Source organism: Rhizobium sp. Root1212 (assembly GCF_001424985.1).
GTDB lineage: Bacteria > Pseudomonadota > Alphaproteobacteria > Rhizobiales > Rhizobiaceae > Pararhizobium.
Window position 1 is genome coordinate 280,503 of sequence record NZ_LMDA01000001.1, and the last position, 17,862, is coordinate 298,364.

Sequence of the window (17,862 nt, forward strand, 5' to 3'; positions counted from 1 at the left end):
TACGACATGACCAAGGCACTCGGCTTCGATTTCGGGACGACCAATTCCGTGCTGGCGGCCTCGCAGGGCGAGACGACGCAGTCGCTCTCCTTCACCAGCTCCGCCGGCACCAGCGATACGATGCGTACAGCGCTGTCGTTCATGAAGCATCCGCAGCTTGGAGCGACCGCGGTGAAGGTCGAGGCCGGCCATGCGGCGATCCGCGAATTCATCGACAATCCCGGCGACGTGCGCTTCCTGCAGTCGATCAAGACCTTTGCCGCCAGCAGCCTTTTCCAGGGCACGCTGATCTTCGCCAAGCGCCAGAATTTCGAAGACCTGATGCGCGCTTTCGTCAACCGCATCGCCGACTATGCCGGCCATGGCTGGCAGGGCGATTACAAGCGCCTCGTCGTCGGCCGTCCCGTGCGTTTTGCCGGCTCGACGCCGGATGAAGCGCTGGCGCTGGAGCGCTATAACAAGGCGCTCGCCGCCTTCGATTTTCCGGAAATCCACTTCGTTTACGAGCCGGTCGCGGCCGCCTTCTATTTCGCCCAGAGCCTGAAGCGGGATGCGACGGTACTGGTCGCCGACTTCGGCGGCGGCACGACCGACTATTCGATCATCCGTTTCGAAAGCCATGCGGGCCAGCTGACCGCCGTGCCGATCGGCCATTCCGGCGTCGGCGTCGCCGGCGATCATTTCGACTTCCGCATTATCGACAACGTTGTCTCGCCGCTGATCGGCAAGGGCACGCAGTTTCGCAGCTTCGACAAACTGCTCGACGTTCCGACCAGCTACTACGCCAATTTCGGCCGCTGGAACCAGCTGTCGATCTTCAAGACGCTGAAGGATTTCAGCGATTTGAAGCAACTGGTTCGCTCCGCCGTCGAGCCGGAAAAGCTTGAGCGCTTCGTCGATCTCGTCGACCATGACGAGGGCTATCCGCTCTATCAGGCGATCTCGGCCGCCAAGATGCGGCTGTCGAGCGAAGAGGAAACGGAGTTTCATTTCGCTCCGCTCGGCGAGGAAAGCCGCCGCACCATCCGCCGCACCGATTTCGAAAGCTGGATCGCGCCGGATATCGAGCGCATCGAAGGCGCGCTGGACGAGGTCTTCGAGACCACCGGCACGAAGCCGGGCGATATCGACAAGGTGTTTTTGACCGGCGGCACATCCTTCGTCCCGGCCGTGCGTCGCCTGTTCGAAAGCCGCTTCGACAAGGGCGACATCGAGAGCGGCGGCGAACTGCTGTCGATCGCCCATGGGCTGGCGCTGATCGGCGAACGCGGCGATATTGATCGCTGGACGGCGATGGCGGCCTGATCCCTGCACAGCTTTGACCCGGAGGCCTCTTCCCCGCTGGGGAAGGCTTCTGTAAGGTTTTCCCCATGATCTCCATCGACCAGATGAATCCGGCCGAACTTGCCGCCCTTCTGCATTTCCATGCGGATGCCGGGGTCGAGTGGCTGCTGGAAGACGATCCGGTCGATCGCTTCGCGGAATTTGCCGCCTCACGGGCGGCGCGTTCCGCCCCCCGCGAGCAGGCGCCGGCGCTCAAGGAAAGCCGGGTGGATGCGCAGCCGCGTGCTGCAAGGGACACCGCGCAGCCGGCCGCCCGTGGTCAGGAGCGCCCTGCCCCCGTTGCCGTCAATGCCGCGGTCGCCATTCCCCATGAGCAGGCCGTCTCAGAAGCGCGCTTTGCCGCCGAAAGCGCCCGTTCGCTGGCGGAACTGAAGACGGCGATGGAGGCCTTTTCCGGCTGCAGCCTGCGCAACAGCGCCAAGAACACCGTGTTTGCCGATGGAAATCCGGCCTCGGGCGTGATGGTGATCGGCCCGATGCCGAATGCCGACGACGATCGCGATGGCCTGCCCTTTTCCGGCAAGCAGGGGCAGATGCTGGAGCGCATGCTTTCCGCCATCGGGCTCAGCCGGGAGACGGCCCTGCTCACCAACGTTATTGCCTGGCGTCCGCCGGGCAATCGCGTGCCTTCGGCGCGGGAGGGCGAGATCTGCCGACCCTTCATTGAGCGGCAGATCGCATTGGCCGAGCCGAAGCATCTGCTGATTCTCGGTAATTTCGCCGCTCGTTTTATTTTCGGCGGAACCGATACGATCCATCACATGCGCGGCGAACGGCGCGAATTGAAGATCGCCGGGGTGACCTGCTCGGCTGTCGCCACCCTGCATCCGCAGGACCTGATCACCGCCCCCGCCAGCAAGCGGCTGGCCTGGCAGGACCTGCTGGCGTTCAAATCCGGCCTGCGTGGTTAACGCCCGGTTTCCGCCGCCTGCTCAATTTATGAACAAAGAATGAAGAAAGCCATGCGGATTGTGCATAGCAGCATCGCACGCGGCCTTCTTGTAAATTTCATGCTGCAGTGCAATATGAAGCAACGGGAGGAACAGGAAAAGGAATTGACTGATGACCGCCCGTTACCGCCCGCTGCACAGCAGCTTTGAGACGCTCCGCCACGCCGGCTCGGCGCTTCGCACCCCCTTCAACAGCTTCAGCTCTGCAGCCAATGAGCAGATGACCGCCTCGGGTTACGCCCGCAGCACGCGCCCTGCCGATCTCTACGCAGACTTCATCCAGCGCTGATTGCCCTCGCCTGCCGCTGTTCCCAGGCGGCGGATCATGCCCGAAATGTGAAAGGTCCTGTCATGTCGAACTCGATCCGTGCCCTTATCTGCGGCGTCCATGACATCGCGACCGCCGTCCGCGCCTCGCGCGAATATAGCCGTCTCAGCACCGAAGCCGGCCGCAAGGCATCGAACCGGCTTTCCCAGAGCGCGCTGCTGCCGCGCTGATTTCCGGCTGAGTTGATGCCGGGCGCTCCATCGCCCACCCTTCCCTGTTTACAAGCTTTGCGCCAGCGTCTGTCGCAATCGACAGCGTCCGCGAAAATGATTAGAGCGACACTCGTCCCGCCCGGCAGGCTCTTCGCCGGGCTTTTCGCTTTGGAGCCGCCATGCTGGGCAGCCTTTTCTCCGTTTCGAGCCTGATGCTGTCGACACTGCTGATGATGATCGGCTTCGGGCTTGCGAGCTATGTGCTGCCGGTCCGTTCCGTTGCCGAAGGATGGTCTACGATGATCATCTCGATCATCGCGACGGGCTATACGATCGGTTTCACGCTCTCCTGCATCGTCACGCCGAAATTCGTGCTGAAGGTCGGGCATGTGCGGGTGTTTGCGGCGCTGGTCACGCTGCTCAGCGTCGCGATCCTGCTCTGCGGCCTCGTCGTCGACTGGCGGGCCTGGATCGTCTTTCGCGGCATGTACGGCTTTGCCATGGCCGGCAGCTACCTCGTCATCGAAAGCTGGCTGAACGAGCGTGTGACCAATGAGAACCGCGGCATGCTGTTTTCCGTCTATCTGATCACCACGATGATCGGCACGATCGGCGGGCAATATCTCGTGCCGCTTGGCGACCCCACCAATACCTCGCTGTTCATGCTGTGCAGCGTGCTCTTGTCGTTTTCACTGTTGCCGACGACGCTCTCGTCGCAATCGACGCCGGCACCGCCGGCGCAGGCAAGGTTCAATCTGGCAGGGCTTTTCCGGCGCTCGCCGGTGGCTGTCGTCGGGGCGTTTCTGGCGGGGGCCATGGCGGGCGCATGGCTCAATCTCGGCGGCGTCTTCACCCAGAAGATCGGGCTTTCGACGGCCGAAGGTGCGACCCTGCTGGCCGCCGTCCTGACCGGCAGCGCCATTTCCCAGATCCCGATCGGTCGCGCGTCCGACCGTATGGACCGGCGCATCGTCATGGTCGGCTGCGGCGTGATTGGCGTCGTGGCCTGCCTTGCGATGGCGTTTTCGGTCGGTGCTCCGCCGATTGTGCTCTATGTCATCGCCGGGTTCGTCGGCTCGATGCTGTTTCCGATCTATGCTCTCAACGTCGCCCATGCGAACGACCTTGCCCGCTCCGACGAATATGTCGAGGTGTCCTCGGGCATGATGATCACCTACGGCATCGGCACGATTTCGGGACCGCTGATGGTCGGCCCGGTGATGGACCGGTTCGGCCCGGCTTCGCTGTTTTTCGTGCTGGCGATCTATTTCGCGGCCTATGGCGCCTATGCCTGCTGGCGCATCGCCCAGCGCAATGCCGCCGATGGCCTCGTCGGCAAGACGGACTTTCTGGCCAACACGGTCCCGACGCCGGGCACCGAAGCCGTCAATGCGATGAACCAGGCGATCAACGCCGATTCCGGCAGCCGCTGATCAGCCCAGCGGCGTCATGTGCTTTCGGGCGCGGCGCCGTTCCAAGCCGAGTTGATGCTCGCGCCAGATGATGAAAATGCCGGCGCTGATGACGATCACCGTTCCGATCAGCATGGTCCTGGTCGGGATATCGTCGAACAGCGTATAGCCGATGATGATGCCGAGCAGGATCGAGGTATATTCGAAGGGCGCGATGGTCGACATGTCGGCGTAGCGGTAGCTCTGGGTGAGCAACAACTGGGCGATGCCGCCGCAAAAGCCGCCGGCCATCAGCAGCAGGAAGGAACTCCATGGCAGCGGCTCCCAGCCGAAGGGCAGCGTCAGGAGCGAAAAGCAGGCCGCCGAGAGCGAGAAATACAGGACGATGGTGTGGGTCTTTTCCCGGACCACCAGCTTGCGCACCAGCACCATGGCGGTGGCGCCGAGCGCCGCCGAGATCAGCACGGCAAGCGCGCCCAGCGCCTCTTCCTGGCCGAGGCCACCCTGATCGAGCAGCGTCAGGCGCGGCCAGGTGATGATCATCACCCCGACAAGGCCGATGAAGACGGCCGTCCAGCGATAGAGGCGCACCGTTTCCTTGAGGAAGATCGCGGCGAAGACCACGCCGAGCAGCGGCATGGCATAGCCGATGGCAATCGCCTCCGGCAGCGGCAGGTGCACGAGGCCGTAAAAGCCGAAGCTCATGGAGACGATACCGACAAAGCCGCGCGCCAGATGGCCGAGGATATTGTCGGTCTTGAAAGCGGTGCGCAGATAGCCGGTGCAGGCGAGATAAACGAGGATCGGCACCATGGCGAAGGCCGAGCGGTAGAAGGTGATCTGGCCGGTGGCGATCCCTTCCCCTGCGGACTTGATCAGGGTCGACATGGCGACGAAGACCACAACGGAAAAGACCTTGAGGGAAATTCCCTTCAGGGGATGAGGATATTCGCCATCCATGGAGACCGGCTCGGACTTGCAATGCGGAACGCGGAGGGTGAACTCCGCAACGAAAGGGATGCTTGGCGAACGAATCCGCCGGTGCAGGGCGATCCTATCCCGCTTACTACGAAAAACTGATCAATTCTCGTGATGTCTGCTGGAAATATTTGATGCCCCGGCAGGCCTGCCTTACCTTTAGGATGATCCAGCGGTAAATTTCCCGTATGCGTCTCAAAATGATCCACGGGTTTAAGTATTGTTAGGGCGAATTTCGTAAGTCTCTCACAAACTGCTGGCAAGAATTGCTCGGGCCATGCGGACCAGACACAGATCAAAGCGTCGCCGCGGCTCACGCGGCGGACCGAAACGGGACATACGATGCGCACAGATACCGGCGAAATCATCCTTCTTGAAGACTACAAGCCGACCGATTTCGTCCTGGAGCGCGTGGACCTCACCTTCGAACTCGACCCGACGGAAACCAAGGTCGAAGCCCGGCTGATCTTCCATCGCCGCGAAGGCGTGGCGACCGATGCGCCGCTGGTGCTGGACGGCGACGAGCTGAAGATGACCGGCCTGCTTCTCGACCAGGAAACCATCGACCCCGCGCATTACGACGCGACCGACGAGAGCCTGACGATCCGCAACCTGCCGGCGGACGTGCCCTTCGAGATCACCATCACCACCGAGATCAACCCGGAAGCAAACACGACGCTGATGGGGCTTTACCGCACGAAGAACATCTACTGCACCCAGTGCGAAGCGGAAGGTTTTCGGCGCATCACCTATTTCCCGGATCGCCCGGATGTGCTGTCGGTCTATACGGTCAACATCATCGCCGACAAGGCGACCGCGCCGCTGCTGCTGTCCAACGGCAACTATCTCGGCGGCGCCGGCATGGGCGATGGCCGTCACTTCGCCGCATGGTTCGATCCGCATCCGAAGCCGAGCTATCTCTTTGCACTGGTGGCCGGCGATCTCGGCGTTGTCGAAGACACCTTCACGACCATGTCCGGCCGCGAGGTCGCACTGAAAATCTATGTCGAGCATGCCAAGGAGCCGCGTGCGGCCTATGCCATGGATGCACTGAAGCGTTCGATGAAATGGGACGAGGACGTCTTCGGCCGCGAATACGATCTCGATATCTTCATGATCGTCGCCGTCTCCGACTTCAACATGGGCGCCATGGAGAACAAGGGGCTTAACGTCTTCAACGACAAGTACGTGCTGGCCGACCCGGAAACCGCGACCGATGCCGACTATGCCAATATCGAGGCGATCATCGCGCACGAATATTTCCACAACTGGACCGGTAACCGCATCACCTGCCGCGACTGGTTCCAGCTCTGCCTCAAGGAAGGCCTGACGGTCTATCGCGACCACGAATTTTCCGCGGACATGCGCTCGCGCACCGTCAAGCGCATCGCCGAAGTGCGGCATCTGAAATCGGAGCAGTTTCCGGAGGATGCCGGTCCGCTGGCGCATCCGGTGCGCCCGACGAAATATCGCGAAATCAACAACTTCTACACGACGACCGTCTATGAGAAGGGCAGCGAAGTCACGCGCATGATCGCGACACTGCTCGGCGGCGAGTTGTTCAAGAAGGGCATGGATCTCTATTTCGAGCGCCATGACGGCCAGGCTGTCACCATCGAGGATTTCGTGCGCTGCTTCGAGGATGCCAGCGGCCGCGATCTCACCCAGTTCGCGCTCTGGTATCATCAGGCCGGAACGCCGCTGGTCACCGTCTCGGCGGACTACGACGCAGCGAAGCAGACGCTGGCGCTGTCGCTCGAACAGATGATACCGGCAACACCGGGCCAGCCGAACAAGGAGCCGATGCACATTCCGCTGCGCTTCGGCCTGATCCTGCCCAATGGCAGCGAAGCCGCCGCAAGCGCCGTTTCCGGCGGCGAGGTGACCGGCGATGTGCTGCATCTGACCGAACGCAGCCAGACGGTTGTTTTCGAAGGCATTTCCGCCCGTCCAGTGGTGTCGCTCAATCGCGGTTTCTCCACGCCGATCAACCTGCATTTCGAGCAGTCCGTCGCCGACCGCGCTCATATCGCCCGCCATGAAAGCGATCTCTTCGCCCGCTGGCAGGCGTTGAACGACCTTGCCACCCCGAACCTCGTCGCTGCCGCCGAAAGCGCTCGCAACGGCGTGCCGGCCGAATGCGATCCGGCGCTGGTGGAAGCGCTATTGGCTGCCGCGGCCGATGAAACGCTGGAGCCGGCCTTCCGCGCCCAGGTGCTGGCGCTGCCGAGCGAAGCCGACATCGCCCGCGAGATCGGCGGCAACAACGATCCCGATGCTATCCATGCCGGCCGCCAGCAGGTCATGACGGCCATCGCCAAGGCCGGTCGGGAGGTGTTTGCCCGGCTCGCCGACGAGATGACCGTCGCCGGCCCGTTCACGCCGGATGCCGACAGCGCCGGCCGCCGCGCCCTGCGCAACACCGCCCTCTCCTACCTCGTTTATGCCGAGAACGAACCGGACCGGGCGCTGAAGGCATTCCAAGATGCCAACAACATGACGGATCTCAGCCAGGCGCTGACCATCCTCGCCCACCGCTTCCCGCATCATCCCGGTACCGCCGAGGCGCTTTCCGAGTTCAAGACGCGCTTCGAGGACAATGCTCTCGTCATCGACAAGTGGTTCTCGATCCAGGCAACGATTCCCGGCGAGGGTGCGCTGAAACGTGTCAGGGCGCTGATGGACGATCCGCTGTTCAACGCCTCCAATCCGAACCGCGTCCGTTCCCTGCTCGGCACCTTCGCTTTTGCCAACCCGACCGGCTTCAACCGGCTCGACGGCGAGGGTTACCGGTTCCTCGCCCAGAACATTCTCGCGATCGATCCGAAGAACCCGCAGTTGGCCGCCCGCATCCTCACCTCGATGCGCTCCTGGCGGTCGCTCGAATCCCAACGCGCCGACCATGCGCGCAACGCGCTGCGCGAGATCGCAGCCGCTTCGAAACTCTCTCCTGATGTCAGCGATATCGTAGAACGCATGCTGAAAGGGTGACGGCCAAGCCGCCTCAACCAAGCCGAGTCGAAACAGACGAAACGGCCGGACCTTCCTGACGGAAGGCTCGGCCGTTTTCTTTTCAACCATCTGTTTTTAAAATGAAATTTTTATCCGCACGGCGCACCCGAAAGACACCGCCTACCATTTTCCAATGATTATAAATGGTTAATAAAGTTTTACGATTTCCGCTGGACAAGGCGAATCACAATTGATTCATTGAGTCAGATTCGGGCGAGCGGCGCAGCGAATCAAACGAGGGTTTAAAAACTTGACGAAGATGGCGGAAGCGCAGCACGGACGCGCGGCCGATGGGCGGCTGCGACCCAGATTTCCGGGATTTCTGGCTCTTGAAAAGGAGATCATCCAGCATGCCCGGATTTTCACGGAGCCGGCCGCTCTGCGCCTTTCCCGTGCCGAGCCGCTGCTCAAGCGCTCCATCCCGATCCTGATCATCGCCTTTCTCCTGGTCGTCGCCATGTCGCGGGCGAACGGTATCATGGTCGAATATGGCCGCATGGAAGACAGCATCCGTCACAGCACCCTGCTTGCCGCCGTCGCCGCCAGCGCCAGCCTTGAGGACGGCGCGGAAGCCTTGTTCGAGGAAGCAAAGAAGATCGAGGTGGAACAACGGCTCGCCGAGCGTATCTCGCCGGACATGCTCGCCAACGAAGCCTTCATCCTGACGGTGCGGCCCGACGGCCGCATCTTCGCCAGTTCACCGGCGGGCGCGCTTTATACCGGCCGCGCCCTCTCGGCCATCGCGCCCGAAGTGGCGGCCTTCCAGTATTTCGGCGAACGCTCGATGGTGGTGAAGACCTTTATCGGCGGGGTCGCCCACGTGGTCGCCATGGTGCAGGTCCCCGGCACCAAGGGCACGCTGCTCGTCGCGACGCCGATGGCGACGATCGAAAAGCTCTGGCGCGACGAGGTCTCGCTGAACGTCACGCTGTTTGCCGGCATCTCGGCGATCCTGCTGGTGGTGCTTTACGCCTATTACATTCAGGCCAAACGTGCTCGCGACGCCGACCAGATCTTTGCCGAATCCAATCTGCGGGTCGAAACCGCGCTGTCGCGCGGCCGCTGCGGCCTCTGGGATTTCGACCTGCCGAACCGTCGGCTGTTCTGGTCGCGCTCGATGTATGAAATGCTCGGCATGGCGCCGAATACCAGCGTGCTCTCCTTCGGCGATGCCGCGCGGCTGATGCATCCTGACGATAACGGTATCTACAAGGTCGCCCGCGCCATCGCCAAGGGCGATACGCCGCAGATCGACCATGTCTTCCGCATGCGCCACGCCGCCGGCCATTATGTCTGGCTGCGCGCCCGCGCCCAGGTCATTCGCACGACGTCCGGTCGCATTCACCTGATCGGCATCGCCATGGACGTGACCGAACAGCATCGGCTTGCCCAGCGCTATGCCGAGGCCGACCAGCGGCTTGCCGTCGCGATCGAATGCACCTCGGAGGCCTTCGTGCTTTGGGACAAGCACGAGCGTCTCGTGATGTGCAACACCCACTATCAGCAAGCCTATGCCCTGCCCGACGAAGTGCTCGTTCCCGGCACCGACCGCAACACCGTGATGAACGCCTCGGCGCGGCCGATCATCGAGCGGCGCATCGCCGACCCGGATCATTCAAATCATTCGCAGACCTTCGAGGTGCAGCTTGCCGACCAGCGCTGGCTGCAGATCAACGAACGGCGCACCCGCGACGGCGGCCTCGTTTCGGTCGGCACCGACATCACGCTTCTGAAGCGCCATCAGGTGCGGTTGCGCGAATCCGAGCGCCGGCTGATGGCGACGATCGGCGATCTCTCTGCCTCGCGCATCACGCTGGAGCGGCAGAAGTCCGAGCTTTCCGTCGCCAATGCCAATTATCTGGCCGAGAAGGAGCGCGCCGAAGGTGCGAACCGGGCCAAGTCCGAATTCCTCGCCAACATGTCGCACGAGTTGCGCACGCCGCTCAACGCCATTCTCGGCTTTTCGGAAATCCTGCAGAACCAGATGTTCGGGCCACTCGGCTCGGAGAAATACGACGAATATTCCCGCGACATCCACGACAGCGGCAAGCACCTGCTGAACGTCATCAACGACATCCTCGATATGTCTAAGATCGAGGCGGGCCATATGCAAATCGATCGCGAAACGATCGATCTCGCGCCGCTGATCGAGGAAACGCTGCGTCTCACCACCATTCCGGCCGAACAGAAGAACATCTGCGTCGATCAGCAGATCTCCTCTGGCCTGACCATGGTCGCCGACCGGCGGGCGATGAAGCAGGTGCTCTTGAACCTCTTGTCCAACGCGGTGAAGTTCACCAATGAGGGCGGCAAGATTTCGCTTCGGGCCCGCAAGGTCGGCGGCGCCGTGACGCTGACGATCGCCGATACCGGCATCGGAATTCCGAAGGCGGCATTGCAGAAGATCGGCCAGCCCTTCGAGCAGGTGCAGAGCCAATATGCCAAGAGCAAGGGCGGTTCTGGCCTTGGCCTTGCCATCTCCCGCTCACTGACACTGCTGCATGGCGGCGCGATGAAAATCCACTCGCAGGAGAAGGTCGGCACCATCATCTGCGTGCGGATACCGAATTGCGGCGACGCTTGATTTAGAGTTTGTCAGGGAAAAGTGGGAACCGGTTTTCCCGAAAAGACAAACGGCAACAAAAGAATTGAGAGTCTGTCAGGTTCAGAATGAACCTGACAGACTCTCAATTCTTCACCATCGTCTGGAATATCCGCCGCACCGCCTTCGACAGCCGGCGGATATCGGCCTCCAGCACCTTGACGTCGGGTGCATCGGCCGCCCGGCAGAGAAGGTCCATCAGACCGGAGGGTGCATCCTTCAACTCGAAATCCCCTTCGATGCAGAGCCGCACCATCTGGGAAAGCTCGGTGAAGAGATTGAGTGCTTCCAGTACCGTATCGAGCGCCGCCGGCTCCATCAGCGGGGGGCCAAGCGTTTTCAGGGCATCGATCGTCGGCGTTCCCGCCCGTAGCGGTGCGACATCGCGGGCCGGGGCGATCAGCGCCAGGTATTGGGCGATGAACTCGATATCGACGAGGCCGCCGGGAATGAGCTTGAAATCCCAGAGGTCACTCGGCGGTTTTTCCTTGTCGATCAGATTGCGCATCTCGGAGACATCTGATGTCACCTTGGCGATATCGCGTTTCTGGCCGAGAACATCACGGAAAATCTGTTCGGCCTCGGCCATCAGGCTTGCCTCGCCGCAGAGCGGCCGGGCGCGGGTCAGCGCCATATGCTCCCAGGTCCAGGCCTCGCTGCGCTGGTATTTTTCGAAGGCATTGATGCGGGTGGCGACCGGCCCTTTATTGCCGGAGGGACGGAGCCGCATGTCGACTTCGTAGAGTACGCCTTCCGCGGTGGGGGCCGAAAGGGCGGCGATCAGGCGCTGGGTGATACGGGTGAAATAGCGCATCGCATCGAGCGGCTTTGCGCCATCCGATTCCGGCGCTTCGGAATCATAGTCATAGAGCAGGATGAGATCGACATCGGAGCCGGCGGTCAATTCGCGGCTGCCGAGCTTGCCCATGCCGACCAGCGCCACACGCCCGCCGCGATAATCGCCGTGCACGGAGCGGACCTCGTCCAGCACCGCATCGAGGCTCGCGGCGAGAATCAGGTCGGCGAGATCAGTGAAGGCGTGGCCGGCCTGCGCACCGGAAATCGCTCCGGTCAGCAGGCGAATGCCGATCAGGAACCGCTGTTCGGCAGCGATGATCCGCAGACGGTCGAGGATTTCCTCATAATGGCGGGCACCGGAGACGAAGCCTTGAATGCGCTCGGCCAGATATTGCCGGGTCGGCAGTTCCACCAGCAATCGCCGGTCGAGCAGGCCGTCGAACACATGCGGCCGCCCCGCGATAATGCCGGCCAGCCGCGGCGCCGTCGACATGATGTTGACGATGAGGGAGAGCAGCCCCGGATTGTTGCCGAGCAGCGAAAACAGCTGGATGCCCGCGGGCAGGCCGGAGATGAACTGATCGAAGCGCAACAGCGCCTCGTCCGCCCGCTTGTTCTGTCCGAAGACGCGCAGAAGCTCCGGCGTCAGTTCAGTCAGCCGCTCGCGCGCCTCGACGGATTGCGTAGCGCGGTACCGGCCGTAGTGCCAGGTGCGGATCGTGCGGGAAATATCCTGCGGCCGCTCGAAACCGAGCGCCTTCAGCGTCTCCAGCGTGTCGGGATCGTCCTTCTGGCCGGTGAAGACGAGATTGCCTGTATCGCCGGAAAGCCGCGCCTCCTGCTCGAAAAGCTGGGCGTAGCGGCGCTCGACCTTTCTGAGGACAGCCGATAGCGCTGCTGAGAATTCGGCCGTGTCGGCGAAGCCCATCATATAGGCGATTCGCTTCAGTTCTGCTTCGGCCGTCGGCAGCACGTGGGTCTGCTCGTCGCGCACCATCTGGATGCGGTGCTCGACATCGCGCAGGAACCAGTAGGCCTCTGTCAGTTCCGACGCCGTCTTGGGATCGATCCAGTTCGCCTTGGCGAGCGCATGCAGCATCGGCTCGGTGGCGCGTCCGCGCAGGTCCGTCATACGGCCGCCGGCGATCAACTGCTGGGTCTGGACGAAGAATTCGATCTCGCGGATGCCACCCCGACCGAGCTTGATATTGTGCCCTTTGACGGCGATTTCGCCATGGCCCTTATGGGCATGGATCTGCCGCTTGATCGAATGAATGTCAGCGATCGCGGCATAATCGAGATATTTTCGGAAAACGAAGGGCGTCAGCTCGCGCAGGAAATTCTCGCCCGCCTTCAGGTCGCCCGCCACCGGCCGCGCCTTGATGAAGGCGGCCCGCTCCCAGTTCTGCCCGCGGCTTTCGTAATAGAGCATCGCGGCTTCAACGGGGATGGCAAGCGGCGTTGCACCCGGATCGGGCCGAAGCCTGAGATCGGTGCGGAACACGTAACCATCGCCGCTGCGCTCCTGCAGGATGCGGATGAGGCGGCGCAGCAGCCGGGCAAAGGTTTCCGGTGCCTCTGAAACATCTGTTATCAACGGCGCATCGGGTTCGAAGAAGACGACAATGTCGATATCGGAGGAATAGTTGAGTTCGAAAGCTCCGAGTTTTCCCATGCCGAGCACGACGACACCCGAATTTTCGCTCGGCCGGTCGCTATCGGGGACATGAAACTTTCCGGCCTCCGCCGCGCTCAGGAGAAGATGGTCGATGGTGGCGGAAACGGAGGCACCGGCAAAATCGCTCAGCCAACGGGTGGTTTCCCGTCCGTCGATCAGTTTCGCCAGATCGGAGAGCGCCAGGCAAAAGGCCATCTTGCGCTTGGCGACCCGAAGCCGCGTCATGATCTCCGCATCGGAAAGCGCCCTGCCCGGCTCGCCGCTGCGCCACGCACTGCGCGCCTCATCGACGCATTGCTGCAAATGGCCATCCAGCGGCACCGCCAGGATTTCCGCAAGCAGCGACGGCCGCGCGACGGCTGCCTCACGCAGATAGGGAGACAGCGAAAAAGCCGCGATCAGAAAATCGCGAAGCGGCGTTTCGGAGGAAAGAAGTGCTGCAATCGCCGGCTCCTGCTTGCCCATGTCCTTGAGATCGGAAAGCACCGATTTCGCGTCGGACTGGCTCATCGGCCGGATGGGCGATACGGTCATATCCGTCAAACGCCGCGCAACAGTCTCGATCATGCTTTCCTCCCGCCTGATTCCGGCAGGCAGCACGCTAACGTGCTCAAGGGAAAAACAGAAGCGGTTCCGTCACGCCGCGCGGACCGGAAACACCATCGAAACCGTCAGGCCGGGATTGTCCTCACCCTCTGCCGTGTCGCTGAGTTCCAGCGCGCCATGGTGCATTTCCATGACGGCCTCGACCAACGAGAGACCAAGGCCGGTTCCCGGTTTGGATCGGCTTTCATCCAGCCGCACGAAACGGGTGACGACATCGTCGCGCTTGTCGGCCGGCACGCCCGGTCCGCGGTCGGCAACCGCAATCACTACCGCCTCGCCGCGACGGGACAGCGATACCCGGATATCGCGATTAGGAGCGCCCTCGGCATATTTGATCGCATTGTCGATGAGATTGCCGAGCGCCTGGCTGATCAGCTCGCGATTGCCGCTGATATGCAGCGCATTGCCTATATCAGCCGTCAGTTGCGACGCTTGCTCCTCGGCCACCGGCTCGTAAAGCTCGACGCAGTCGGCAACGATCATCGAGAGATCAACATCGCTCATCTCCGCCGCCGCCCCGCCGGCCTCCACCCGCGAGATCATCAGCAGTGCATTGAAGGTGCGGATCAACTGGTCGGATTCGCCGATGATCTCTTCCAGCGAGGCGCGGTAGCCCGAGGTCGTCGTCTTGTGAGCAAGGGCAGCTTCCGCCTTGTTGCGCAGGCGCGTCAACGGCGTCTTCAGGTCGTGGGCGATGTTGTCGGAGACTTGCCGCAGGCCTTCATTGAGCTTTTCGATACGCCCCAGCATGGCATTCAGCGATTCCGACAGGCGGTCGAACTCGTCGCCCGATCCGCTCATCGGCAGCCGCTGCGAAAGATCGCCCGCCATGATGCGGGTGCTGGCATCCGACATGCGGTCGATGCGCTTCAGCGCATTGCGCCCGATCGCAAACCAGATGACGAGCGCCCCAAGCCCCATGATCCCAAGCGCCACCATCAGCGCCTGACGAACGAGCACACGAAACTTTTCGGGTTCCTGCAAGTCCCGCCCGACAAGCACACGCAGGCCGTTCGACAATACCAGCACATGGGCCAGCGCCACATGGCTGTCCTTGCGGCTTTCATCGGTATAGCGCTGATAGCGGAAGGCCTGATCCGTCCAGCCTTCCTTGTCGAGAAGGCCGGGCTCCAGAGACGCGACATTGCCGGCGAGGATTTCGCCGGTCGGTCCGGCGATCACATAGAGATTGGCGCCCGGCTGGCGCGCCCGCCGCTCCAGCGTTTTGAGCAGTCCGTTGACGCCGGCGCGATCATAGATGGCGCCGATCTGCGCCACTTCGGCGCTGACGGCGTCGCGGGTCTGCTCCTCCAGCAGGCGCTGCGACATCGCCGTGACGTAAAACACGAGAAACGCGGCGCAGAGCGAAAAGAGCAGGAGATAGACCGCCGAAAGCCGAACGGCCGTCGAGCGGAAGAGAACGCGCAGCCGGTTCATCCGTCAATGCGCTCCCTCTTCCTTGATCATGTAGCCGGCGCCGCGCACTGTGCGCAGCAGTGGCCCGTCGAAATCCTTCTCGATCTTCGAACGCAGCCGCGACACATGCACGTCGATGACATTGGTCTGCGGATCGAAGTGATAATCCCAGACGTTTTCAAGCAGCATAGTACGGGTCACCACCTGGCCCGAATTCTTCATCAGATATTCGAGCAGACGGAATTCACGGGGTTGGAGAACGATCTCCTTGCCCTGCCGGCGCACCGTGTGGGAAAGCCGGTCAAGCTCCAAGTCGCCGACCCGGTAGACCATATCCTGCTCCGGCGCGCCCTTGCGGCGGCCGAGCACTTCGATGCGGGCAAGCAGTTCGCTGAAGGAATAGGGTTTCGGCAGATAGTCGTCGCCACCGGCGCGCAGGCCCGTCACGCGGTCATCCACCTGCCCCAGCGCCGAAAGGATCAGCACCGGCGTATGGATACCCTTGCGGCGAAGCTCGGAGATCACCGAAAGCCCGTCGCGCCGCGGCAGCATGCGGTCGATGACCAGCACGTCGTAGGAATTCTCGCTGGCCATGAACAGGCCGCTTTCGCCATCGCTGGCATGGTCGGACACGATGCCCGCCTCGCGAAAGGCCTTGGCAAGGTAGGCGGCGGCTTCAAGATCGTCTTCGATAATCAGAATCTTCATACGGGTGACCATAGTCCCGGACCCTCACCTTCCACAACCAGCCTGTACCATCTTGAAAGGCAGACGCCGCGGAACCGTGTGGTCCGCGGCGCCCTGAAAGCGGGAGATCGGGCGCCTTAGCCCTTGTCGATCGGAAGCGCCACGAAGCGGCTGCCGTTTTCGGCCTGGATCTGGAACAGGGCCTTGCTGCGGCCATCCTTCTTGGCGGCGCTGATCACCTTGAGGATGTCGTCGGCCGACTTGACCTCCTGGTTGTTCACCGAGACTATCTTTTCGCCTTCCTTCAGGCCGCGATCGCTGGCGTCGGAGTCCGGATCGACGGACGAGATCGTCACGCCATTGCCATCATCCGACGGAGAAACGGTGACGCCGAGATCGGCAAGCGCCTTTTCAGAGGCGGGTGCGGTCTCTTCCTGACCCTGATCCGGCTCGGCAGCAGCCTGCTGGTCGTCAGCCGGCAGGGTGCCGACTTCGAGCTTGACGCTTGTCGCCTTGCCGTCACGCCACAGCGAAACATCGACATTCGTGCCCGGACGCATCGCGCCGATCTTGCGGGCCAGTTCACGCGGCCCCTTGATCGTTTCGCCGTTGACGGCGGCGACGACGTCGCCCTTCTTGATGCCGGCCTTTTCACCGGGCGAACCGGCCTGCGGCTCGACGACGAGCGCGCCGCTTGCCTCGGCAAGGCCGAGCGAGTCGGCGATATCCTTGGTCACCGGCTGGATCTGCACGCCGAGCCAGCCGCGGGAAACCGCGCCGTCCTTCATCAGGTCGGCAACCACGTCCTTGGCAACGGACGCCGGGATGGCGAAGGCGATGCCGACGTTGCCGCCCGAGGGCGAGAAGATCGCGGTGTTGATGCCGACGACTTCACCGGAGAGGTTGAAGGTCGGACCACCCGAGTTGCCGCGGTTCACGGCCGCATCAACCTGCAGGTAGTCGTCATAGGGGCCGGAGCCGATATCACGGCCACGAGCCGAAACGATGCCGGATGTTACCGTGCCGCCAAGGCCGAAGGGGTTACCGACGGCAACGACCCAGTCGCCGACGCGAACCTTGCTATCGTCGGCCCAGTTGACATAGGTGAACTTGCGCTTGTCATCGACCTTCAGCACCGCAAGGTCGGTACGGCTGTCTTTACCGATCAGCTTGGCATCAAGCTCGGTGCCATCGTTCATGACAACCGTAAAGGCGGAACCATCGGAAACGACGTGGTTGTTGGTGACGAGATAGCCATCTTCCGTGATGAAGAAGCCGGAGCCCTGCGCGGTCGGACGCAGGCGGCCGGGGCCGGGCTTGCCCATATGCGGACGGTCGCGGTCGGCGCGGCGTTCGCCACCATTCTGACCGCCGAATTCACGGAAGAAACGCTTCAGCGGATGATCGTCGGGAAGCTGATCGAAGCCGGGACCGCCGAAATCGAAGCTGAAGCCATCGGAGGCATCATCGGAAACCGGATTGGCGCGCGACTGCACGCGAACTGAAACGACGGCCGGCGAAACGGCATCGACGACATCGGCAAAGCTCGGAACCTGCGGAGCTTCGACCTTCACGGGAGCCGCAAAGGAATAGTTGACGGCAGCGGGAATACCCGTCGACAGCATGACCGCAGCAAGACCGGCAACGGTGGATGTCTGCAGCACGGTTTTCAGGGAGGGACGCGAGGGTTTGAACATCGATTGTGCCTTTTCTCTTCAGGATCGGATCGCGAGGGGAAGCGATCGTTGAGATGAGAGATAGGGCTTGCGACCTTACCGATGAATGACCGCGACATGAATTTTTGGTAATGTAGCTGATGATGGCGGGCAAAGCCCCGGAAGCACATTCGACGCCGATATGGAAAACAAAATTAACCCGCTGATATTCCAGGAAATTATC

The 17,862-nt window shown here is 62.1% G+C and carries 12 protein-coding genes; 7 read left to right on the forward strand and 5 right to left on the reverse strand.

The features are described 5' to 3' along the window. The first annotated feature begins 6 nt into the window (after nucleotides 1–6). The 5 genes from ASC86_RS01370 (at nucleotide 7) to ASC86_RS01380 (ending at nucleotide 4,207) form a co-directional block, all read left to right on the forward strand. Nucleotides 7–1,305, forward strand: coding sequence for an Hsp70 family protein (locus ASC86_RS01370; protein ID WP_056315117.1), 1,299 nt, complete (start codon nucleotides 7–9; stop codon nucleotides 1,303–1,305). A gap of 65 nt (nucleotides 1,306–1,370) precedes the next feature. Next, entirely contained in the window at nucleotides 1,371–2,255 is an 885-nt protein-coding gene (locus ASC86_RS01375) for a uracil-DNA glycosylase (protein WP_056315120.1), read from the forward strand. A gap of 151 nt (nucleotides 2,256–2,406) precedes the next feature. Beyond that, entirely contained in the window at nucleotides 2,407–2,583 is a 177-nt protein-coding gene (locus ASC86_RS26160) for a hypothetical protein (RefSeq protein ID WP_156386859.1), read from the forward strand. 62 nt (nucleotides 2,584–2,645) lie between these two features. Further along, nucleotides 2,646–2,792 (forward strand): hypothetical protein, encoded by a 147-nt coding sequence (locus ASC86_RS26165; protein ID WP_200943759.1) that lies wholly within the window; start codon nucleotides 2,646–2,648, stop codon nucleotides 2,790–2,792. A 161-nt stretch (nucleotides 2,793–2,953) separates the two neighbouring features. Continuing rightward, nucleotides 2,954–4,207, forward strand: coding sequence for an MFS transporter (locus tag ASC86_RS01380; protein WP_056315122.1), 1,254 nt, complete (start codon nucleotides 2,954–2,956; stop codon nucleotides 4,205–4,207). Here ASC86_RS01380 and ASC86_RS01385 read toward each other — a convergent pair whose 3' ends face one another. Beyond that, entirely contained in the window at nucleotides 4,208–5,146 is a 939-nt protein-coding gene (locus ASC86_RS01385; protein ID WP_056315124.1) for a DMT family transporter, read from the reverse strand. Nucleotides 5,147–5,506: 360 nt separating this feature from the next. Here ASC86_RS01385 and pepN point away from each other — a divergent pair, with 360 nt between their 5' ends. Then, entirely contained in the window at nucleotides 5,507–8,155 is a 2,649-nt protein-coding gene (gene pepN, locus ASC86_RS01390) for an aminopeptidase N (RefSeq protein ID WP_056315125.1), read from the forward strand. 271 nt (nucleotides 8,156–8,426) lie between these two features. After that, complete coding sequence (locus ASC86_RS01395; protein ID WP_056315127.1) at nucleotides 8,427–10,760, forward strand: ATP-binding protein; 2,334 nt, start codon at nucleotides 8,427–8,429, stop codon at nucleotides 10,758–10,760. Between the two features lie 103 nt (nucleotides 10,761–10,863). Here the strand turns inward: ASC86_RS01395 and ASC86_RS01400 are convergent, their stop codons facing one another. From ASC86_RS01400 to ASC86_RS01415, 4 genes are all read right to left on the reverse strand, one after another. Then, nucleotides 10,864–13,821 carry a bifunctional [glutamine synthetase] adenylyltransferase/[glutamine synthetase]-adenylyl-L-tyrosine phosphorylase gene (locus ASC86_RS01400; protein WP_056315130.1) on the reverse strand — a complete coding sequence of 986 codons (2,958 nt, stop codon included), beginning with the start codon at nucleotides 13,819–13,821 and terminating at the stop codon, nucleotides 10,864–10,866. Nucleotides 13,822–13,890: 69 nt separating this feature from the next. Continuing rightward, on the reverse strand, nucleotides 13,891–15,297 hold the full coding sequence (locus ASC86_RS01405) for an ATP-binding protein (protein WP_056315132.1): 1,407 nt from the start codon (nucleotides 15,295–15,297) through the stop codon (nucleotides 13,891–13,893). A 3-nt stretch (nucleotides 15,298–15,300) separates the two neighbouring features. Further along, complete coding sequence (locus ASC86_RS01410) at nucleotides 15,301–15,996, reverse strand: response regulator transcription factor (protein ID WP_056315134.1); 696 nt, start codon at nucleotides 15,994–15,996, stop codon at nucleotides 15,301–15,303. 104 nt (nucleotides 15,997–16,100) lie between these two features. Next, the gene (locus tag ASC86_RS01415; protein WP_056315136.1) at nucleotides 16,101–17,660 is read right to left on the reverse strand and encodes a Do family serine endopeptidase; all 1,560 of its coding nucleotides are present in this window, start codon (nucleotides 17,658–17,660) and stop codon (nucleotides 16,101–16,103) included. Nucleotides 17,661–17,862 lie beyond the last annotated feature (202 nt).